Annotated in this window: 10 protein-coding genes and 1 tRNA gene; 4 read left to right on the top strand and 7 right to left on the bottom strand. The window is 34.2% G+C overall.

Translation table 11 applies throughout. From position 1 onward, the window contains the following. Positions 1 to 43: 43 nt before the first annotated feature. From bioB to BLR17_RS01715, 4 genes are all read right to left on the bottom strand, one after another. Positions 44 to 1129, bottom strand: a complete 1086-nt coding sequence (gene bioB, locus BLR17_RS01730; RefSeq protein WP_066328285.1) for a biotin synthase BioB — start codon at positions 1127 to 1129, stop codon at positions 44 to 46. A gap of 98 nt (positions 1130 to 1227) precedes the next feature. After that, a complete protein-coding gene (locus BLR17_RS01725) occupies positions 1228 to 1665 on the bottom strand; it encodes a hypothetical protein (protein WP_066328286.1) in 438 nt (145 codons plus the stop codon). A gap of 62 nt (positions 1666 to 1727) precedes the next feature. Then, positions 1728 to 2165 carry a hypothetical protein gene (locus tag BLR17_RS01720; RefSeq protein WP_066328287.1) on the bottom strand — a complete coding sequence of 146 codons (438 nt, stop codon included), beginning with the start codon at positions 2163 to 2165 and terminating at the stop codon, positions 1728 to 1730. A 114-nt stretch (positions 2166 to 2279) separates the two neighbouring features. Then, entirely contained in the window at positions 2280 to 3209 is a 930-nt protein-coding gene (locus tag BLR17_RS01715) for a bifunctional riboflavin kinase/FAD synthetase (protein ID WP_066328288.1), read from the bottom strand. 209 nt (positions 3210 to 3418) lie between these two features. Here BLR17_RS01715 and BLR17_RS01710 point away from each other — a divergent pair, with 209 nt between their 5' ends. Continuing rightward, positions 3419 to 6097, top strand: a complete 2679-nt coding sequence (locus BLR17_RS01710) for a reprolysin-like metallopeptidase (protein WP_066328289.1) — start codon at positions 3419 to 3421, stop codon at positions 6095 to 6097. A 47-nt stretch (positions 6098 to 6144) separates the two neighbouring features. Here BLR17_RS01710 and pth read toward each other — a convergent pair whose 3' ends face one another. The 3 genes from pth to BLR17_RS01695 form a co-directional block, all read right to left on the bottom strand. Then, positions 6145 to 6771: an aminoacyl-tRNA hydrolase gene (gene pth / locus BLR17_RS01705; protein WP_066328290.1), complete on the bottom strand. Its 627-nt coding sequence runs from the start codon at positions 6769 to 6771 to the stop codon at positions 6145 to 6147. 242 nt (positions 6772 to 7013) lie between these two features. Beyond that, a complete protein-coding gene (locus BLR17_RS01700; protein WP_066328291.1) occupies positions 7014 to 7625 on the bottom strand; it encodes a 50S ribosomal protein L25/general stress protein Ctc in 612 nt (203 codons plus the stop codon). 94 nt (positions 7626 to 7719) lie between these two features. Next, a complete protein-coding gene (locus BLR17_RS01695) occupies positions 7720 to 8661 on the bottom strand; it encodes a ribose-phosphate pyrophosphokinase (protein WP_066328292.1) in 942 nt (313 codons plus the stop codon). Between the two features lie 288 nt (positions 8662 to 8949). On the opposite strand from BLR17_RS01695, the gene BLR17_RS01690 reads away from it, so the two are divergent. From BLR17_RS01690 to BLR17_RS01680, 3 genes are all read left to right on the top strand, one after another. After that, a tRNA-Leu gene (locus BLR17_RS01690) sits at positions 8950 to 9029 on the top strand. 516 nt (positions 9030 to 9545) lie between these two features. Then, a complete protein-coding gene (locus BLR17_RS01685) occupies positions 9546 to 12665 on the top strand; it encodes a beta-galactosidase, LacZ type (RefSeq protein ID WP_066328293.1) in 3120 nt (1039 codons plus the stop codon). A gap of 153 nt (positions 12666 to 12818) precedes the next feature. Further along, the gene (locus tag BLR17_RS01680; protein WP_169817164.1) at positions 12819 to 16913 is read left to right on the top strand and encodes a hybrid sensor histidine kinase/response regulator transcription factor; all 4095 of its coding nucleotides are present in this window, start codon (positions 12819 to 12821) and stop codon (positions 16911 to 16913) included. The last annotated feature ends 22 nt before the right edge of the window (positions 16914 to 16935 follow it).

The following is a 16935-nucleotide window of genomic DNA, read 5'->3' as shown; positions in this document are numbered from 1 at the left end:
AAAATTATTTATCTAATGGCTTTTTAGTTGTATGTAAATAGGTTTATTTTCCTTTAATTGATGCTTCCACATTACGTTCAATAGTGTGTCCCGGACGTGACCATTTTGGTTTTTCACCCAGAGGAGCAAATTGAGAGTCTTCGGCTTCAACTGTTTTTGGTTGTGAAACCTTAGTGAATGGTTTTTGTGGATTCAAACCTAACATCTCAAACATTTTCATGTCTTCATTTACATCCGGATTAGGGGTGGTTAGAAGTTTGTCTCCTGCAAAAATCGAGTTAGCTCCTGCAAAAAAGCACATTGCTTGTCCTTCGCGACTCATATTAGTTCTTCCTGCTGAAAGGCGTACCTGTGTTTCTGGCATCACAATTCGGGTAGTAGCTACCATACGAATCATTTCCCAAATTTCAACCGGTTTTTCTTCTTCAAGAGGTGTTCCTTCAACAGCAACTAAGGCATTAATAGGTACTGATTCTGGTTGAGGGTTTAAAGTAGAAAGAGCGACTAACATACCAGCACGGTCTTCGATACTTTCTCCCATTCCGATAATTCCCCCACTACATACGGTAACATTGGTCTTACGAACATTTTCAATAGTTTCTAAACGGTCTTCAAAACCTCTGGTCGAAATTACTTCTTTATAATATTCCTCAGAAGTATCTAAGTTGTGGTTGTAAGCATAAAGTCCTGCTTCAGCCAGACGTTGTGCCTGATTTTCAGTAATCATGCCCAGAGTACAACATACTTCCATATCCAGTTTGTTAATGGTACGAACCATTTCCAATACCTGATCAAATTCGGGTCCGTCTTTTACGTTTCTCCAGGCTGCTCCCATACATACACGTGAAGAACCGGATTCTTTAGCACGTAATGCCTGTGCTTTTACCTGATTGACTGACATTAAATCGTTTCCTTCAACACCAGTATGATAGCGTGCGGCTTGAGGGCAATACCCACAATCTTCCGGACAACCTCCTGTTTTAATAGATAATAAAGTAGACACCTGAACCACATTTGGGTCGTGATGTTCTCTGTGAATAGATGCTGCTTCGTAAAGCAAATCCATCATCGGTTTATTATATATAGCAATAATCTCTTCTTTTGTCCAATTGTGTTTTGTAATACTCATTGTATTGTGTTTTTTGATGGGTCAAAAGTAGTCAAAATGTTCAAAATAGCAATGCAATAGCTTTAAAAAGGAATTGGATTAAAAGAAGATAAATGAATTTAATCTGTAGAAAATTGGTTGTTCCAATAGAGCATTAATAATAAGGTCACAATTACCGAGGAAGCTAGTCCTTCAAACAATAATGAGATGGAATAAGCATCTATGGATGGATTTCCGCCAAAAAGAAAAGTGGCAGATAAAGATTGTACAAATGCATCTCCTCCTTGTAAATAACTGTATACTATAAGACCGATGATGCTAAGAATAACACCAACGATTGAAGTGAATAAGGCTGAGATTGCATTTGAAACAAATTTTTTCTTTCCTTCAGTAAGGTTCATCTGAATTGTTCTGTTTACTCCATAAAAAACAAAAAAGATATTTAAAAGTCGTAAATAAAATAAATTAGATAGGTTTAAGACTTCCATGAGTAAAAAGTAAATTCCAATGGCTATAAAAATTATAAATCCGTTTGAGATTTCTTTAGGTGGTTTCATTTGGATAGCATTTAAAATTTAGTAACCTAATTATAAATATTTGTTGATATGTCTTTGTTATTTTAGTCCGTTGGATATTTCTTTTTCCAAAATAACATGAGTGAAAAAGTTACAATTACAGCGGAAACAATTCCTTCAAAAAGTAAAGAAATGTTATAAGTCATTACCGAAGGACTTCCTACAAACAATAATGAATCCGATAAGGTTTTAATGTAGCTGTCTCCTCCTTTGGCATAGATGTAGGCAACTAAGCCCGAAATGCTTAAAAATACACCAGTTAGTGAAGTTGTTAATGCTGAAATGGCATTGTCAGGAAGATTTGTTTTCCCTTCCGCAAAATTAGATTTCAGGGTTCTGTTTACACCATAATAAACAAAAATGATGTTGAATAGTCGTAAAAAGTAGACATTGGAAAGGTGAAGCGCTTCCATCAACAAAAAGTAAAGAGCAATACCTGTAAAAATAATAACTCCATTATAAAATTCTTTTGGCAGTTTCATACGCTTAATTTTTAGGGTTAAAAAATAAATGTTTGATAAACAGGGTATGTGTCTATCAAATTTACGTAAAATATAGGAGTTATTTTAAAAAACGGCCTTGTTTTTTATTTGATTCTAAAGCGTTTCGATATAAGAAAGTGTTTGGGTTTTGTCTTTCTCAATTTGTTCTTTTAATAAAGTAATAGAATCAAACTTCTCCTCGCCGCGGATGCGTTTTAGAATAGCAATACTGATTTTTTGATCATATAAATCACCATCAAAATTTAAAAAATGAATTTCAATCGATAGCTGTTCGCCTCCCACTGTTGGGTTAAGGCCAATATTCATCATGCCAAAAACTTTTTGGTTGTTGATTTGACTCGATACAATATAAACGCCTTTTAGCGGAATTAGTTTGTAGTCTTCTTCAATCTTAAGATTGGCAGTAGGAAAGCCAATCGTTCTTCCGAGTTGTTTTCCTTTAATTATTGTGCCGGTTAAAAAATAGTCGTAGCCTAAATATTTGTTGGCCAAAAACATATTTCCTTCGTTAATGGCATTTCTGATTTTAGTTGAACTTACAGAAATATCATTGATTTCCTGAGCGGATATTTGCTCTACTTCAAAGTCATATTTTTCTCCAAATTCAATCAGATTATTGATGTCAGCAGTTCTGTTTCTGCCAAATCGATGATCGTAACCGATAATAATTTTGTGGATTTTGAATTGTTCCACTAATACCGTTTTTACAAATTCCTCGGCTGTTAATCTTGAGAAACTTTCATCAAAAGGATGTATGACTAAATTTTGAATCCCTAATTGTTCTAGCAAATCAATTTTTTCAGAAATAGTATTTAGTAATTTTATTTCTGAACGCTCCTGTAAAATCATTCTTGGATGTGGAAAAAAAGTCAACACCAGACTTTCGTATGTTTCGTCATGTGTATGCTGAATTACTTTTTCAAGTATTTTTTTATGTCCAATATGTACCCCGTCAAAAGTTCCTAAGGTTAGGATTGTTTTTTTGGGAGAACTGAAATCTTTTATAGAATGAAAAATCTTCAAAGCAATTGTTTTATAGTAGTGCAAATTTATACTATCTAAATTAAATTTTACAGTATGCCGATTCTATTTTTTTGATGGATTTTAGTTGATTTCATTAAAAAGACGAATAATATTTAAATAACGGATTGGTTTTCGTGTATTAATTAACGGTTCTGTTGAATACATTTTGATTTAAATACTTTATTTTTGAGACATAAATCCAGTTGGTCATGAAAATAAGTAGTCTGTTTGTGTTTCTTTTATTGTGTTTTTCGGCAGTTAATGCTCAGGACAAAGATCCGTGGAAACGAATAGATCCGTCTTCAGTTCAAATTACAGCCAAAGCTTTAGGTAATTTAGAATCTACAGATGCTGTTTTGTTTCAATTAGAAGAAGAAGCATTAAAGACAAGATTAAAAAATATTCATGATAAGAAACAGACTGAGATTGATAATATTGTTATTACGGTGCCCAATGCTAATGGTGTTTTAGAGAAATTTTTAGTTCATGAAGATTCTAATTTTGAACCGGAACTTCAGGCTAAATATCCCGATATTCGTTCCTATTCCGGTGTTGGGATTACTGATGCGACAGCTCTGTTGAATTTTAGTATGTCCTCTTTGGGGATTCAAACGATGATTAGCAGAAAAGGGAATCAGATGGAGTTTATTGAGAAAGCTGTAGAAAACAAAGATGTTTATGTGGTTTTTGATTCCAAAAGTAAAATAAAAGAGCGCTTCCCTTTCAGTTGTACTACTGTAGACGAGTCCATCTCAACTAAAGTTAGCAGCAAAACATCAAAAATTGTATCCAGTGATAAAAAGTTCAGAACTTTACGATTAGCATTGTCTTGTACAGGGGAATATACTGCTTATTTCGGAGGAACTGTTAGTGCGGCATTAGCAGCTATGAACGCAACTTTAACCAGGGTTAACGGAATTTTCAATAGGGATTTGGCTGTAAAGCTTGTGCTTATCGCAAATAATGATCAAATAATTTATACTAATGCTTCAACTGATCCTTATTCGGTTGCCAACGTAGGAGTGGGAACTTCAATGACTGATGGAACTTGGGGAACGGAGTTGCAGAATAATTTGACAGCTGTAATTGGGAATGCTAATTATGATGTTGGGCATTTGTTTGGGGCTTCCGGTGGAGGCGGAAATGCTGGTTGTATAGGTTGTGTTTGTAATGCTGGAAAAGGTAGTGCATATACTTCACCTTCAAATAATATTCCTAAAGGAGATACTTTTGATATTGATTTTGTTGCTCATGAAATGGGGCATCAGTTAGGGGCAAATCATACTTTTTCTTATGATATCGAAGGAACAGGTGTGAGTGTTGAACCGGGGAGTGGTTCTACAATTATGGGTTATGCAGGTATTACCGAAGATTATGATGTGGAATTGCATTCCAGTGATTATTTTTCATTCATAAGTATTGGTCAAATTCAGAATAATTTAGCAACTAAGTCTTGTCCGGTAGTTACAACTATTGCTGCTGCTGCTCCAACTGTGAGTGCGGGTGCCGATTATACTATTCCTAAAGGTACAGCTTTTGTTCTAAAAGGTACAGGGAGCACGTCATCTGTGGTGACATATACTTGGGAAGAAGATGATACGGCTACGTCTGCAAGTGGAGATTTAAGTTTGGCTGTGAGTACAAAAACCAATGGTCCTCTTTTTAGATCGTTTCCTCCTGTTAGTACTCCAGTAAGATATATGCCTGGTTTTGATAATGTTTTAGCGGGGAGATTAAGGAGTAAATGGGAATCAGTGTCAGATGTGGGGAGAACACTTCATTTTGTTTTGACGGCCAGAGATAATGCCGCCGAAGGTTTGGCTCAAACTTTATCAGATGAAATGGTAGTTACTGTAAATGCTTCAACTGGTCCTTTTGAGGTGACTTCTCAAAATGTTGAGAATTTGAGTTGGTTTCAGGATACGGAGCAGGCAATTACCTGGAATGTAAACGGGACAAATGCTTTGGCGGGAGCTTCTACTGTTAATATCAAACTGTCAACCGATAATGGGGTTACTTTTCCAATTACATTAGCTACAGCTGTTGCTAATGATGGAACAGAGACGATAAAAGTTCCTAATGTTTCTTCTAAATTATGCAGAATCTTAATTGAGCCTACTGATAATATTTTCTATGCTGTAAATAGCAAGGCATTTGCAATAGGATATATAGTTGAGTCGAGCTGTCAGACTTTTAATTTTGATACTCCATTTGCTATTCCTGAACAATCTAATTTTAATACAAGCAGAATTATCAATTTTCCATCTACTACTTCATCTGTTGCTGATGTCAATGTGAACTTGGATATAACGCATACTTATTTTTCAGATATTCAAATGGATTTAGTAAGTCCTCAAGGAACAATAGTTAAGTTATTATATAGTGTTTGTGGTAGTACTAATGGCAGATTGAATTTGATTTATGATGATGCTGGAGATGAATTGGCGTGTGGTAATTCTGCTTTGCAAACTGTTGTGCCTTTAGGGGTTTTAAGTGATTTTAATGGGGAAAATCCTCAAGGTACCTGGACTTTGCGCATTAGGGATGTTTATACCAATGATTCGGGGGTTTTAAATGCTGCTTCAGTTTCGATTTGTACTCAAAATTATAAGTTGATCCCTTATGGTGATGCTAGTAATGATTTAATCGTAAGTTCTGCTTCTAATGATGGGAATTTTAATGTTCAGTATATTAGTACTTCTGCTAATAAAGAACTTGAGGTTTTTGTGTATGATTTTGCAGGAAAAAGATTGTTTGATGAAAAATATCCTAATAACGGAGGGTTTAATAAAAATATTCAGATGCCTCATAAACCGCAATCAGGAGTTTATTTTGTGGTTTTGTTAGATGGGTCTGTAAAGAAAACAGCTAAGATGATTATTAAGTAAGGTTTTCTGATTTAAATAGAGGAGGCGAGAACATATCTCGCCTCTTTTTATTTTCCATTATATGTAGTCATAGTGTTTTCTAAGCCTGCAGTTCCAAAAGATTTTATGACTTCTGAAGCTAACTCTAGTCGCTCTGTTAATGCTTCATTTTCTGCAGAGTTCCATTCGCCCAGTACATAGTCTACTTGTTTTCCTTTTTTGAATTCATCACTAATTCCAAAACGGAAACGGGTATATTGATTTGTGTTTAATACAAGATTGATGTTTTTTAATCCGTTGTGGCCACCATCACTTCCTTTGGGTTTGATGCGGATGGTGCCAAATGGAAGATTTAAATCGTCGGTAATAACAAAGATGTTTTCCAATGGAATATTTTCTTTTTCCATCCAATATTGAACGGCTTTGCCGCTTAAATTCATATAGGTATTCGGTTTTAAAAGAAAAAAACTTCTTCCTTTGAATTTGTATTCGGCCAGGGAGCCTAATTTTACTGTTTGAAAATCAAGCTTTTCTTTTTTGGCTAAATAATCTAATACTTTAAATCCAATGTTATGGCGGGTGTTTACATATTCTGCGCCTATATTTCCCAGCCCTACTATTAGGTATTTCTTCATGTTGTCTATGTTTTCCTCTGTTTTTGATTTTGTATAGAGGTTGATTAACCAATTTTTCATGTAGCAAAAATAAGTTAATTTGGTTATTTGTTGATTTGCTTGGAGGATTTTTGTTCCAGGATATGCAATTATCTTGGCTGTTGTAGCTCCGATAGAGCCGGTATCCTCGAAGTCCTTTTGGGACGGAGAGATAAAGGTGATAGCGGGAACATTTGCTGGCTGGAAGGACTTGTGTTTCGCTTTAAATCAAAAAAAAAGCACCAGTTGGAAAACTGATGCTTTTAAGTATGATTGAAAAAAGATTATTTTTTCTTTCCTTTTGCTGGTGCTTTTGCAGCTTTTGCAGCTTCTTGAGCAGCTTTCATAGCAGCACGAGACATCTTCACCTGGCAAATAACTGTGTTATCCGGGTGCATGATTTTGAAGTCTGGTGTAGGTACTTTAGTAACATATAATTTGTTACCCATGTCAAGAGGAGTGATGTCAGCTTCAACGAAATCCGGAAGATTTTTTGGTAAAGCTTTCACTTTTAATTTACGGTTGTTGATACGTAAATCTCCACCTGCCATAACTCCTTTAGAGTTACCAACGATTTTTACAGGAACTTCAATAGTGATTTCTTTGTTATCATACAATTGGAAAAAGTCAATGTGTAAGATTTTGTCAGAAATTGGGTGAACCTGAATGTCTTGTAAAATTGCATTGAATGATTTACCGTTACCCAATTCGATCACAACTGTGTGAGCGTTTGGAGTGTAAACCAAGTTTTTGAATGCTTTTTCTTCTGCTGAAAAATGAACTGGTTGATCTCCTCCGTATAACACGCAAGGAACCGCTCCAGCATTACGTAAGGCTTTAGTAGCAACTTTGCCCACGCTTTCTCTTTCTGATCCTTTAATTGTAATCGATTTCATTTTAAATATTTATATAGTTATTAATTAAACTCTTTTTTTTGAGCACTATATTTCAGTGCATTTTATAGTGAGATTGCTTCGTTCCTCGCAATGACTACATGATAAACTTTCCGCTGATGGAATTGTTGTTTTGTACCATGTGCATTACTTCTGCAAAAAGTGGAGCGCAACTTACCACTTTGATTTTCTTTGATTCTTTCTTTAATGGGATAGAATCGGTAACGATTAACTCGCTTAATTTTGATTCTTCTATTCTTTCGTATGCGTTTCCTGATAAGATAGCGTGCGTGCAAATAGCTCTAACGCTTAAGGCTCCTCTTTCGATCATTAAGTCGGCAGCTTTTGCTAAAGTTCCTCCTGTGTCAATCATATCGTCAACTAAGATAACATTGCGGCCTTTAACTTCACCAATCAATTCCATGGTGTCGATAATGTTAGCTTGTTTTCTTTGTTTGTAACAAATAACAACGTCAGATTCTAAAAATTTAGAATAAGCATAAGCTCTTTTTGATCCTCCCATGTCAGGTGAAGCAATAGTTAGGTTGTCTAACTTAAGGCTTTCTACATAAGGTAGAAATATTGTTGAAGCAAAAAGATGGTCAACCGGTTTTTCAAAGAATCCCTGGATTTGGTCAGCATGTAAATCCATGGTCATGATTCTTGTAGCTCCGGCTGCTTCCAGCATTTTAGCAATTAATTTTGCTCCAATCGGAACTCTTGGCTTATCTTTTCTGTCTTGTCTTGCCCATCCAAAGTAAGGCATAACAGCGGTGATGTGTCTTGCTGATGCTCTTTTTGCGGCGTCAATCATTAATAACAACTCCATTAAATTCTCTGAGTCAGGGAATGTAGAGCAAATTAGAAAAACACGTAAACCTCTGATTGATTCTTCAAATGATGGTTGGAATTCGCCATCACTATAATGGGATAAAGAAACTTTCCCTAGCGGAATTCCGTATGCTTCGGAAATTTTTTCAGCTAGATAGACACTTTTTGAACAAGCAAAAATTTTAGCTTCTGGTTCTCTTTGTGACATTTAATTTGTTGTTTTTATTCCGTTGTGCTTGATACAGTTCGGTTTTTACTTTTTTTGAAAGTTTAAAATGTATGTAAGTACCTCGGATGGAGTGTGTTAGTATATGTTGTTTTATCGAGCTGCAAAATTAGAAAATTAATTTGACTGTGAAAGTAAAATTTTAAGATTTTTTATTAGAAACTTAAATAATATTTTCTACATTTGCACCGTGTTAAAGGAAAGACATTTGGTCTCAGACTGATTTTCTTTATTGCGTTAGAATAATTGTTTATTATTCTTGTCTGCTAAGCCCGGATGGCGGAATTGGTAGACGCGCTGGTCTCAAACACCTGTGGGAAACCGTGCCGGTTCGACTCCGGCTCCGGGTACAAAAGCCTCTTCGAAAGAAGAGGCTTTTCTTTTTTACAAGAAATATTAAAAAAAAAATATAGGAGTCATACCAAAAAAAGTTCGGCTCTGGTTCCAATTAAAAGAGGTTGTCTCATTTTTGAGATAGCCTCTTTTTTTATTCTTTTTTATTGTCGTTTTGGAGTGATTTCGGGACTGAAAACAGCACTTTTTTAGTGCCTCTTTTTAGGTGAATATTCAAATAGATTTTGGGTTGTTTTTAAAAGGTTTTTGTTTAAAATATTGGAATAAAGGCTGTTTTTAGGCTGTTAATGTCGAAATGTCCCCGTTATTGTATTGTATTACCCCTCCCTTCTTTTGTGGCGTTATCTAAATTTGTGATGTAGATTTTGTCATTCCTTATTTCAGTTGGCTATTTTTATTTTTTGGTTAATAATTAGGATGGTTTTTTAATGTGTGTTTTTATTAAGCTGGTTTGGAATGACGATTTTCTATTTTGTTTTGGAATTAAAATTTAGATAATCAAAAATAGTTAGATGAAGAATGTCTTTTTAGCCCTTGTTCTGTTTTTAGGGGCGCAAATTAATTTTGCACAAAATAATGATTGGGAAAATCCTCAGCTTTTGGATAGAGGAAAAATTGAAGGGAGAAGTTCGTTTCTTTTATACAGTAATCATGCTGAACTAAAGAGGAATGATCCTAGAAAGTCAGTGCTGTATCAAAGTTTGAACGGAGATTGGAAATTTAATATTGTTAAAAATCCGATACAAAGACCATTAGATTATTATTCTGAAAATTTAGATGATTCAAAATGGAATGTAATAAAAGTTCCTTCAAACTGGGAAATGCAAGGTTATGATATTCCTATTTATACTAATATTACCTATCCATTTCCTAAAAATCCTCCTTTCATTGGGGGAGATTATAATCCTGTTGCAAGTTACCGACGTACTTTTACTATTGCCGATTTCTGGAAAGACAAAGAAATCATACTTCATTTTGGTTCTATTACTGGTTATGCCAAAGTATTTTTGAATGGAAAAGAGGTAGGGATGACAAAGGCTTCTAAAACTCCAGCCGAATTTAATATTACTTCATTTTTAAAGAAAGGAGACAATCTAATTGCAGTACAGGTTTTCCGTTGGCATGATGGAAGTTATTTAGAAGATCAGGATTTCTGGAGATTAAGCGGAATTGAGCGTGATGTTTATTTACAGGCGATGCCTAAAACGACTGTTTGGGATTATTTTGTAAAAAGTGATTTAGATTATCAATATAAAAACGGGATTTTTAATCTTGATGTTACTTTAAAGTCTTTCGAAAACAATAAGATTAAAAATCCTGCTGTTAAAGTGGAATTGTTTGATAAGGATGGTAAAGTTGTTTTTTCGGAAAGCAAAAAAGTAAATTCGAAAGAACCAAAAATCAGCTTTCAAAAGACAATTGAAAACGTAAAACAATGGAATGCTGAAACGCCTAATCTATATCGTTATACAATTACTTTGCTCGATAGTAAAGGAAATGTTTTTGAAGTTATTTCTAAGAAAACAGGATTCAGAAAGGTAGAGATTAAGAATGCTCAGTTGTTAGTAAACGGAAAAGCTGTTCTTGTAAAAGGGGTTAATATACATGAACATGATGATGTAAATGGTCATGTACCAAATAAAGATTTAATGAAGAAAGACCTTCAGTTAATGAAGGAGTTTAATATTAATTCGATTCGAATGTGTCATTATCCGCATGATACGCAGTTTTACGATTTATGTGATGAATATGGTTTTTATGTAGTTGATGAAGCCAATATCGAGACTCATGGAATGGGCGCCGAATGGCAAAATTGGTTTGATCAGAAAAAGCATCCTGCTTATTTACCGGAATGGGCTCCGGCTCATTTAGACCGTATCAAAAGAATGTTTGCTTTTGATAAAAATCATCCATCGATAATTATTTGGTCTTTAGGAAACGAATGTGGTAACGGTCCTGTTTTTTATGATGCGTACAACTGGTTAAAACAGGCGGATTCCACTCGTCTGGTTCAGTTTGAACAAGCTGGAGAAAATAAAAATACTGACATTGTGTGTCCAATGTATCCAAGTATTAAGAGTATGAAAACATATGCAGATGCCAAAAAAGATCGTCCTTATATTATGTGTGAGTATTCACATGCTATGGGAAACAGTAGCGGTAATTTTCAGGAATATTGGGATATTATCCATGCAAGTAAGCATATGCAGGGTGGTTTTATTTGGGACTGGGTAGACCAGGGTATGAAAACTAAAAATGAAAAAGGTGTAGAGTTTTGGGCTTACGGTGGAGATTTAGGAAGTGCTCATTTGCATAACGATGAAAACTTCTGCTCTAACGGATTGGTTTCGGCAAACAGAATTCCGCATCCTGGTTTGTTTGAAGTGAAAAAAGTGTATCAGGATATTCAGTTTCAGCTTAAAAATGACACGGATTTATTGGTGAAAAATTATTTTAATTTCACAAATCTGTCTAATTATACTTTTAAATGGGAGTTAATAAAAAATGGGTTAAAAGTTAATTCAGGTGAATTCAATTTAGATGTAAATCCAGAAGAGACCAAAGAAATAAAACTCAACTATGGAACTCTTGATGCTGGTGCAGAATATTTCTTAAATGTATTTGCGGTTTCAAAATACGATACACCTTTAGTTGTTAAAGGTCATGAATTCGCAAGAGAACAATTTGCTATAGGACAGGGAGATTATTTTAAAAATAATGTTTTGGCTTCAAAAAGTCCATCCAAATTTAAGTATGCTGTTAAGGGTAATGTGCTTTCTTTTGAAACAGAAAATATAATGGGTGAATTTGATTTGAAAAATGGTGAACTGGTAAAGTATGGATTGAAAAATGATCCGTCAACTATAATTTCTGGTTTTCCAACGCCTTATTTCTGGCGTGCGCCAACAGATAATGATTTTGGAAGCGGAATGCAAAATAAATTAGTTATCTGGAGGGAAGCGCATAAGAATCCAACTGTGGTAAGTGTTAATCTTGATAAAAAATCTTCAGAAGGAGTTTTGGTTAAAGTGGTATACAAATTAGCTCAGGTAGAAGTTCCGTATAGTGTAGATTATCTAATTCAAAACAATGGTTCTGTAAAAATTACAGCTTCTGTTGATATGAATGGAAAAGAATTGCCTGAATTGCCTCGTTTTGGGATGCGTATGAAATTAAACGGAGCTTATGATAATTTAAGTTATTACGGAAGAGGTCCTTGGGAAAATTATGCAGATAGAAATACTGCATCATTTATGGGTGTCTATTCAGATAAGGTGATTAATCAGTTTACAAGAAACTACATACGTCCTCAGGAATCAGGTTATAAAACAGATGTTCGCTGGTTAGTTCTAAATGACTCTAAAGGGAAAGGTCTGAAAATAGAAGGAGTTCAGCCGATTGGTTTTAGTACACTGAATATTCCAACCGAAGATTTGGATCCAGGAAAGCGTAAGTCGCAGCGACATCCATCGGATTTGGATTTAGATTCTAAAGAGGTGGTTTACCTGCATTTAGATTATAAACAAAGAGGAGTAGGAGGTGATGATAGTTGGGGAAGTTTGCCTCATGACAGCTATCGATTGTTAGATAAAAAATATAGTTATTCTTATGTGATTTCAATAGTAAATTAATAGTGGTTTATGTGTTTTTTTATTTTAAAAAACCTATGATATTTTTCATAGGTTTTTTCTACTTTTAGAATCATATATATTTAAGTTCTTCCAAAAAATAAAATTTGATTTTAAAAAAATAAAATTTTACTATTTAACCAAATGACTAACCACATGCTTACATTTAAAAACCAAACTCTTTTATTTATTGCATTATTACTCTGTTTCTCCGCAAAGTTGCAGGCAATAGTTCCAAATTCTGTTGGGGAAAAATACAGTATTAGCTATTTGGGTATAGAAAATGGATTGGCGAATAATGCAGTAACAGCTGTTTATAAGGATAAGAGAGGCTTAATGTGGTTTGGTACTTATGATGGGATAAGCAGATATGACGGTTATAATTTTCTGAATTACAGAAACGAACCCGGAGATTTCAATTCTTTAATCAATAATAGGATAGTTAGTATTGCAGGGACTAAAGATGAAGTTTGGATTGGGACAAAAACCGGACTGAGTGTTTACAGTTATTTGACTAATCGTTTTAGCAGAAGGTATTTTGTAAATCCTCTGACAGCTAAGAAAGAACCGATAGAAATAACTATTAATGAGGTTGAGGATCATAAGGGTAAGATGTATATTGCTACCGCAGGAGGAGGATTGTTGTATTGCTCTGTACAAGGAGGTGCAATTTTAGAGATTCCTCTTTATGTAAAAGGAAAATTGCGATGGAATTACCATATGCAAGGCATCGATTTTGATAAATCGGGTAGGCTATGGGGTTTTGTTCAAGGTGTGGGGATTGTGAGTATGGATACTAAAAACAATAGATTGTCGGTAGTTTTTTCTGAACTTTTGATTGGAACATGTGTTTTTTATGACGGATTTTCAAATGTTTGGATTTCAACTGAAGGGGGATTGTTAAAATACAATATTGTAGATAAATCATATCGTTTCTATAATAATCAAGAAATTCAATATCCTATTGCTGATTTAGTATATAAGCCGGATACAAAAGAAATTTGGATTGCTACAAATGGCAATGGAGTTGTGAAGTACAACTTTTCCTCTGATTCTTTTACTTTATTAAGTAATTATTTGGGTGAAGAAAAACTTAACAGTAATGCTATTACTTCTTTGTGCTTAGATAGTGATAATAGGGTTTGGATAGGAACTTTAAGGGGAGGTGTAAATAAAGTTGAAAATAGAAAAAGTCCTTTTTTGACTATTTCAAGAAGCGGAAAATTAGGTAATACTTTACCTAGCGATTTTATCTTATCGTTATGTGAACAGGATAAGGATCACATTTGGATAGGAACTGACGGAGCCGGAGCCAGTTTATGGGATAGAAAAAATAATGTGTTCACCAATTATTCTTATAATCCAAAAAACCCTAATTCGTTAACGAATGATTTCGTTTCGACAATTTTAAAAGACCATAAAGGAATCTGGTTTGGGTCTTATGGAGGTGGAGTTTGTGTTTTTAATCAACAAACACATAGTTTTAAGAGGTATCGACTTTTTAATCTTACCTATAATATTGTTCAAAAAAATATCTGGGTACTTTTTAAGAGTAAAGAAGGGGTTTTATGGGCTGCCTCTCCTGATGAAGAGGGCTTGTATCGTTACAATGAAGCAATTGATCAATTTGACTTTGTGGATGCTAAAATTAGTGGGATTGTTTCTATGGCCGAAGATATTCAGGGTAATATTTGGTTAGGAACATTTACCAAGTTAATTAAGCTTAACCCAAAGACATTACAAAGTCAAAGCATTGAAGTTAAATATCCTGTACGCTCTATTATTGCTGTTTCAAGTTCTAAAATGCTTGTTGGGACAGAAGGTGCCGGTTTAATAGTTTTTAATCCCCAAACCCTACAAATGCGTTTTTTAACTCAAGTGAATGGGCTTCCAAATAATTCGGTACTTAATATTGTTCAAGATAATCAAGGTCTTTATTGGTGTAGTACTTATAATGGTGTCTTTGTGTATAATCAAACTAGTGAAAAAATTACAAGTTATTATGATGTCGATGGACTTCAAAGTAATCAATTTAATTATAATGCTGCTCTTAAACTCTCTACGGGTGAAATTGTCTTTGGCGGGATTAAAGGATTTAATGTTATTGATACTAAGATAAATAGTTTAATTCATGATTTTCCTAAACTGGTTATTACTTCTATTAAAGTCAACAATAAGGCTTTGGAAGAGTCAGGGATGACTGCTTTTGGAATAGACAAGCTCAGGCTTCCTTATGATGAGTCAATGTTGAATATAGATTATGCAGCTTTAGAATATAGTTTGCCCGAGAAAATATCTTATGCTTATTTCTTAGAAGGTTGGGATTCTCAATGGCATTATGTGAATAATATCCGAAGTGCTAATTATTCTAAATTAACTGAAGGAAATTATGTCTTAAAAATCAAATCGACTAATGTAGAAGGGGTTTGGAATTCTCAAACTATTTCATTGCCTATTACTATTTTGCCGCCGTGGTACAGAAGTTGGTTTGCTTATCTGATTTATTTATTAGCAGTTGCTTTTATAATATATGTTGTTGATAAATACCAGAAAAAACAAGCACAACTTAAGTATGAAGTGAAACTTTCACAGGATTTAGCTAAACAGGAAAAGGAATTGAATGAAAAAAAGCTGACTTTTTTCACTAATATTTCTCATGAGTTCCGATCGCCTTTAACGATGATTATCAATCCGCTGAAAGATATTATTTATGGGGATAATCAAAAAATTGAGCCGGGAGCTATAGAAATGGTGTATAGTAATTCCCGAAGATTACTGAGTTTGGTAGATCAGTTGTTGCTTTTTAGAAAAACGGAAACCGAGACGGGAAAACTTAAAATTGCCAAAATCGATATTGTCGAGCTTTGTAAAGAAGTGTTTAGTTGTTTTGTACATCATGCTAAAACAAAGGGTATTGATTATAGTTTTAGTATTTCCGAAGAAAAGATTTTTGCTTATGTAGATAGGGAAAAAATAGAAATAGCCTTGTTTAATTTAATTTCGAATGCTCTGAAATTTACAGAGAAAGAAAACGGAGCGGTTTCTGTTAATTTGCGTTCTACCGAAAATCAGATAATTATTAATGTGACTGATAATGGTGAAGGGGTTTTGGATGATGATAAAAAGAGAATATTTGATTTGTTTTATCAGTCCAATAAAAATATTACAAATAAGCGTAAAGGATTTGGTATTGGTCTTTATTTAGTGAAACAATTTGTTAGTCAGCATCATGGAGAGGTGCGTTGTTTTGATAATGAAAAAGCAGGGACGACATTTGAAATTAAATTGCTGTCAGGGAAAGAGCATTTTGGAGATATAGAGATAAGGGAAGATTTAAGTGATCGAACGTTGTTTTTAGAGGATGTTTTGGAGGAAAGGGCTTTGCAGGAAGATGTTTTAGAGAAAATAGATGAAGGAGTTATTGCTGACGAATTAGTTAAGGATGCAAAAAGTATTTTAGTGGTTGATGATAATCCGCAAATCAGAAATTATTTAAAGAAAATTTTAGGGCCTAAATACCGGGTTACTTCGGCCGAAAGTGCCGAAAAAGCATTGGAAATAATCAGGAAAGTACAGCCTGATTTGATTATTTCTGATGTGGTAATGGGCGATATGAACGGGGTAAGCTTTTGTAAACATATAAAAACAGATGAGGATTTAAAACATATTCCTGTAATATTGCTTACCGGAGGAACTTCGGAAGAGGTGAAATTGAAAGGTGCCGAAGTAGGTGCTGACGATTACATTACCAAACCGTTTGATAATGATTATCTGCTGGCGCGAATTAACGGAATCCTGACCCGACGTGATAGTGAACAAAATTATTTGCTCAATTCGGTTACAAAAAATGTGGCAAGTCCAAAATTGTCCGATGAAGACAAAAAATTGTTGGATAAAATTGTAGAAGTTATTGATGCTAATTTAGATGTAGAAAACTATAATATTAAAGATTTGGCCAGTGAAATGGGGATGAGCCATTCTTTAGTCTATAAAAAAATTAAAAAGATTACTGGTAAGTCGGTGACTGAGTTTACACGTAATGTGCGATTAAGAAAAGTAGCTACCTTATTAATTACAACCGATTTACAAATAAGTCAGGCGGCTTCCATGGCCGGTTTTGGAGATATTAAATATTTTAGAAAGCAATTCCAGCAATTTTATGATATGAATCCTTCTGAATTTAAGAAGAAGTATCAAAATGTAAAAGATAACAAATACATTCTCAATGAAAGTTTTTGGAAATCAACTTAATTGCTGTTTTAACTTGTTGATT

The organism is Flavobacterium glycines (assembly GCF_900100165.1).
GTDB classification, from domain to species: domain Bacteria; phylum Bacteroidota; class Bacteroidia; order Flavobacteriales; family Flavobacteriaceae; genus Flavobacterium; species Flavobacterium glycines.
The sequence above is the reverse complement of the archived record's forward strand: the minus strand, read 5'-3'. Positions and strand labels throughout refer to the sequence as shown.

Coding starts and splice junctions, on each gene's coding strand:
- BLR17_RS01710 (WP_066328289.1), top strand. CDS start 3,419: ATGAAAATAAGTAGTCTGTTTGTGTTTCTTTTATTGTGTTTTTCGGCA.
- pth (WP_066328290.1), bottom strand. CDS start 6,771: ATGAAAAATTGGTTAATCAACCTCTATACAAAATCAAAAACAGAGGAA.
- bioB (WP_066328285.1), bottom strand. CDS start 1,129: ATGAGTATTACAAAACACAATTGGACAAAAGAAGAGATTATTGCTATA.
- BLR17_RS01700 (WP_066328291.1), bottom strand. CDS start 7,625: ATGAAATCGATTACAATTAAAGGATCAGAAAGAGAAAGCGTGGGCAAA.
- BLR17_RS01695 (WP_066328292.1), bottom strand. CDS start 8,661: ATGTCACAAAGAGAACCAGAAGCTAAAATTTTTGCTTGTTCAAAAAGT.
- BLR17_RS01720 (WP_066328287.1), bottom strand. CDS start 2,165: ATGAAACTGCCAAAAGAATTTTATAATGGAGTTATTATTTTTACAGGT.
- BLR17_RS01680 (WP_169817164.1), top strand. CDS start 12,819: ATGCTTACATTTAAAAACCAAACTCTTTTATTTATTGCATTATTACTC.
- BLR17_RS01685 (WP_066328293.1), top strand. CDS start 9,546: ATGAAGAATGTCTTTTTAGCCCTTGTTCTGTTTTTAGGGGCGCAAATT.
- BLR17_RS01725 (WP_066328286.1), bottom strand. CDS start 1,665: ATGAAACCACCTAAAGAAATCTCAAACGGATTTATAATTTTTATAGCC.